This is a genomic window from Vibrio sp. G-C-1 (genome assembly GCF_021728015.1).
In the GTDB taxonomy this organism is placed as follows: domain Bacteria; phylum Pseudomonadota; class Gammaproteobacteria; order Enterobacterales; family Vibrionaceae; genus Vibrio; species Vibrio splendidus.
Genome location: NZ_JAKKCR010000030.1, coordinates 1 through 4986, shown reverse-complemented (window position 1 = coordinate 4986; position 4986 = coordinate 1). Strand labels below are relative to the sequence as shown.

The 4986-nt window shown below is 39.2% G+C and carries 2 protein-coding genes, 1 tRNA gene, 2 rRNA genes and 1 pseudogene; 4 read left to right on the top strand and 2 right to left on the bottom strand.

Annotated features, from left to right (window positions below; translation table 11 throughout):
• The 3 genes from L3V36_RS23680 to L3V36_RS23670 all read left to right on the top strand — a co-directional run.
• Positions 1-99: ribosomal RNA gene (locus L3V36_RS23680) — 23S ribosomal RNA — on the top strand; the annotation flags it as partial.
• Positions 100-252: 153 nt separating this feature from the next.
• Positions 253-368, top strand: a 5S ribosomal RNA gene (rrf, locus tag L3V36_RS23675).
• Positions 369-473: 105 nt separating this feature from the next.
• Positions 474-564, top strand: a tRNA-Ser gene (locus L3V36_RS23670).
• A gap of 291 nt (positions 565-855) precedes the next feature.
• On the opposite strand, the pseudogene L3V36_RS23665 reads toward L3V36_RS23670, so the two are convergent.
• A pseudogene (locus L3V36_RS23665) lies at positions 856-1716 on the bottom strand (sulfatase-like hydrolase/transferase).
• 812 nt (positions 1717-2528) lie between these two features.
• Between L3V36_RS23665 and L3V36_RS23660 the strand changes: the two are divergent.
• Positions 2529-3260, top strand: coding sequence for a glycerophosphodiester phosphodiesterase family protein (locus tag L3V36_RS23660; RefSeq protein ID WP_237296724.1), 732 nt, complete (start codon positions 2529-2531; stop codon positions 3258-3260).
• A 102-nt stretch (positions 3261-3362) separates the two neighbouring features.
• On the opposite strand, the gene L3V36_RS23655 is transcribed toward L3V36_RS23660, so the two are convergent.
• Positions 3363-4697 (bottom strand): MATE family efflux transporter, encoded by a 1335-nt coding sequence (locus tag L3V36_RS23655; protein WP_102448525.1) that lies wholly within the window; start codon positions 4695-4697, stop codon positions 3363-3365.
• Positions 4698-4986 lie beyond the last annotated feature (289 nt).

The following is a 4986-nucleotide window of genomic DNA, read 5'->3' as shown; positions in this document are numbered from 1 at the left end:
CTAAAGGGTTGTCGTAGACTACGACGTTGATAGGCAGGGTGTGTAAGTGCTGCGAGGCATTGAGCTAACCTGTACTAATTGCCCGTGAGGCTTAACCATACAACACCCAAGGGGTTTTGTGGACTCAAAGAAATACCAGACCTTGAATGCGTTTGAAGAGAAATACTTTTAAAGCTCTATTAAATAGAGAAGCAGCTTTCCAGATTATTTTGCCTTCAGTTTTTAAAAAACTGAAAGTAAAAGCAAAATTTGCTTGGCGACCATAGCATTGTGGACCCACCTGATTCCATGCCGAACTCAGAAGTGAAACACAATAGCGCCGATGGTAGTGTGGGGTTTCCCCATGTGAGAGTAGGACATCGCCAGGCTCCTATTTATTTTCACTTTTTAAAAAGTGAAGACAAAAGGTATCGTTACTTGCATTAGCAATTAACAACATCATTAGTGTACTAATCTATTGATGACAATTTGTTGGAGGGATGGCTGAGTGGTCGAAAGCACCGGTCTTGAAAACCGGCAACCGTTAATAGCGGTTCTAGGGTTCAAATCCCTATCCCTCCACCACCATTAGAAAGCCCGCTGAGAAATCAGCGGGCTTTTTTCTCATCTGTTTCAAATCATTATGTATCATCCAAATATTTACACACGCACTTAATTCACCCACGGATACTGTCAGAGTTTCCTAAATCATCTCATTAGGCTGTTTGCTAACAAGGTTAATAGAAGCTCTTGGATAAGCAAAGTAGAGCTGATAATAGCCTACATAGCGCTAAATAAGAGGTAATTTGATGTGTGGAGAAGGTTACTTACTAAGTAACTTTATGGTGTTCAGAACCTTCTGTACCCGTTGTTCGCTTAGTCGATTTTTCTTACCTTAAACTCACTCGTTAACACTGAGTCATACTCCTTTCCTATGTACTTGGTATTGAAGATACTTTTGTGATGCTCTGTCTGTTCTGAATATATTCCTACCCATTGCGCAAATGTGTCTGAAAAGTCTCTCAGATTGTATTTGACCGAATGTATTTTCGTTTCTTGTGGGTCATTACTCATTGCTATGAAAGGTACTTCTACTGCCTGCCTTGAAAAATGTGAGCCAGTACCGTGAATTAGATACGGTGGAACATTTACAGACATTAGGCCATGGTCAGAAAAATAAATGATTCTATATGTTTTATCATGCATCGCGAGTAGGTCTCTAAGCTTTTCTATAAAAGCAACGCCATAAGCTACTGATTTTGAATGGCATTCTAGGTATTTGTTATCTGAGGTTTTTAGTTAAATCTCCTCATCAAATCTCTTACAAAAGTCATAGTGCGACCCCATAGTATGAATGAAAATGACTTTCGGCTTTTTAGTTTCTTCACGAATCGCCTTGATCACTTCTGGTGAGAGAATGTTATCGGGTTCAGCTTTATCATAAGACGTATTTTTATAATATTGGTAATGTGCCCTACTTGCGATTGTGGATACCTGTGTCTCGTATTGCCCGATCTTAGCTTGATTTGATATCCAATAAGTTTTCATCCCAGCATCATTAGCAAGATCTATCACATTTAAGCTTTTATCATGCCTGTTTACATCTAGGCTCTTTGATAATATTCGAGGGACTGAGAAGTATGTAACAACGGATGGGGAAATAACACCATTAAATATGGCTGCTCCTTTTATCTTTCCATTCTCTTCGTTATATGATGGGTAGTAATTTTTAATCACAGATTCACCAATATTTACGATGTAAATATCCTTTAATACCTTATTTGTATGAACATTCTCCCATTTTGAATAGATTACTGATTTTCCCCCTTCGAGAAGAGACAGTTAATAATATAAAGAAATAGGTCTAATAACTGTAATTAACCCTAAAAAACTAAACCACACTTCATGATGGATTTTTTTTGAGTATTATTCATTGAGGTATGTCGTCTTTTTATTATTATGTAAGCTATAAAATTTGGTGATCAATATACTGGAAAATAGTATCAACATAATTAATGAAAATGACTTACCAACCTTTCCTAAGGTAATGTGAAATGATAAAAAAACCAGAATGAAAAATACAATTAACTTTACATATCTTATAGCGACAATGATTTTCATATGTTCAAGTGCTTCACCTCGATTAGACTCTAAAACCGATCCTAAGATACCTAAGTCTAAGCTTAGAGAGTTTAATCTTAAGTAGAAATCAAAAGTCATTATTACCGTGAGAAGAAGAAATAAAAATCTATTACCGACAAATGCTATTATAGTTGCTATAAATAACATGTTTAAACTTAATATTGATAAGGTAAACCACACATTATCATCAGCCCCAGTTCTCAACAGGTAAAATGTCATGATACTTAAAGGAATCAGAGTCTTAATATCAATATTTTGTCTAGTTCTCATATGTTTTTGGGTAGCTTTTGTTATCGGCCCCTCGATGAGTGTAGTCATTGATGTATGGAGAGGCAATGTAAAGGCATACCCAAATGAACATAATAACATCCCTGAAATTATCGTTAATTCTGGTGGTTTGATCGAACATGCCGGTGGGGGGAATTAATGGATTAAAATATACAAACTCGTTAGAAGCGATGGAGCAATTAATTGAACATGGTTTCAAGATGATAGAGTTAGATCTACTTATCTCATCGGATGGAAGGATTGTTGCTGTTCATGATTGGAAGTCTTTTCACGAAATGACAAATTCTAATAATACTGGGTCTATTAGCTATAAAGAATTTGAATCAAAGATAATTTATGATAAATGTAAAACATTAAATATATCGACAGCTATTGATATTATAGATGAAAATGGCGTGGTATTAGTTACGGATAAAATAAAAAATCTTGCTTTGCTTTCAAAGTATATAATAGATAAAGATAAAGATAAAGATAAAAATAAAGATAAAAATAAAGATAAAAATAAAGATAAAGATAAAGATAAAGATAAATCTATTATCGAAGTATTCAACACAGATAAATATAATGAAGCAATAGAGTTAGGTTTTAATAATGTCGCATTAAATATAGATCTAAATACACCATTTATTCTTGAGTGGATTGATTTAAATCAAATTAAGGCTGTGACGTATCGGGGTGATAATCTTGGCTCGCTTGGGAGCGAGTATCAGAAGGAGATAGAACTAAGCAACATGGGGGTTTCTGCCATGATTTATTCGACAAATGATTTAGACTTGGATGGTATTAAAGCTTCTGGAATCGGAAACTTTGCGTTATATGTCGACTTTGTTCTTCCATTAGATGAACTCTAAGATTGCAGGTTATCTAAAAAGCAGAGCGTAATCGCCCTGCTTTGATGTCGCATTAAATGTTCTTTGGAGATTGATTGCTTGGTTGATGAGCTCTCGAATTGCCTATTTGGCTAGCTTAGCTTCCACTTGCCCAAGTGCGCGTTGGTACATAAACCATGCGCAAGTGCCGGCAAGTACATTACCTACCATGGCTCCCCAGAATAGGCCTTCAATTCCAGCAAGCTGCGAACCAACCCATAAGCAAGGTAAGAAGAAAGCAAACAGACGCAGTGCTGATATCGTCAAGGCAGTATAAGACTTGCCTAATGCGTTAGAGACAGAAACCATCAGCATACAGATCCCCAAAGGCCCTAAGCTAATAGGAACGATAAGCAAGTGGTAGTTCAAGATGGCCGATACTTCGTCTTCGCTGGTCATAAGGTTTGCAAGTCCGCCAGAGAATAGCCAAGTCACCAGTGCTATCACCAACTGGAAACCCAATACGAACGTCACTGCAATCTTAACGAGCTTACGTATGTTTTCGAGGTTGTTCTCTCCTAACATGCGGCCAATCATTGGAGGCATCGACATCGTTAGTGCTAGCACAGCGACAATCGAGAAGAATTCAAAACGTGAACCCAGCGCCCAAGCCGCAACGGCAGCGGTACCATAGCCAGCAAGCAGTTTAGTCGCAAACATGGATGAAACAGGTGGCAGTAGCTGACTGATCATCGCAGGCCCCATGATGTTACCAATGGATCGAACACTCTTGCCTATGTCGAGATCGTGCCAGTCGAATGTCATCCAATGCTTCTTAGTCACCTTAGGAGCAACGATAAAGATACCCGTAGCGAACGCCAAGATGGTCGCAATGGCGGCTCCATTGATGCCCATGTCGAGAGTAAAGATGAAAATCGGGTCCAATATCAAGTTGATGATACTGGTCGCGATCATCATTGAACCGGGTAGCATAGTATTACCGTTGGCACGACATACACTGTAGAAGAAGTAGAGAAGCGCCCCTGTCCAAGAGCTGACTAGCCAATAGATCCAGTAAGAATCAATGATTGGCAATACCGTCGGTGGTGCATCCAATAATTGTAAAATTGGCCCACGCAGCAGATAGATGATGACGGAGAAAAGCGCGACACTCACACTGCCCATCGCAATCACTAATCCACCAAGCTGCTTAGCGTAGCGCGTTTCATTAGCGCCAATGGCTCTAGCGATTACGGCGGTCGTCGCGATACCTAGCCCGACTTGAATACCAATGATGATCATCTGAATTGGTAGCGTGAAGCCCTGAACCGCGAGCGGTAGCACGCCCAGTTGGCCAATAAAAGCACTGTCTACAAGCTGGAAGCTCATTAGGGAAAGTACCCCAAATAGCATTGGCCATGTCATTGTATAGAGTTGTCGGCCAAGAGAAGGCGAGGGAGTTGCGGTAGTAGAATTCATAACACTCTTATCGGTCTTGAAGTTAGGCTTGTTGTGATGACAAACCTCTCAATGAAGAATTGTGTAAAGGATAACGTAAGGTCAGCGCGATACCAATGTTTGTTATGATAGGCAGGTTATCTTTGTTGGCTTTCGGCGAACAAAAAAGCCAGTCGCAATGACTTAATGCCGTTCGGATAAGCATTATTGCTTGAACCTGAACGGATATTTGGCTGGGACAAAGAGGACTGAACGTGGAAACGTTCGGTCCTTTCTTTTATCTGGAAGAATGAAGTGACTCAAACTGTCT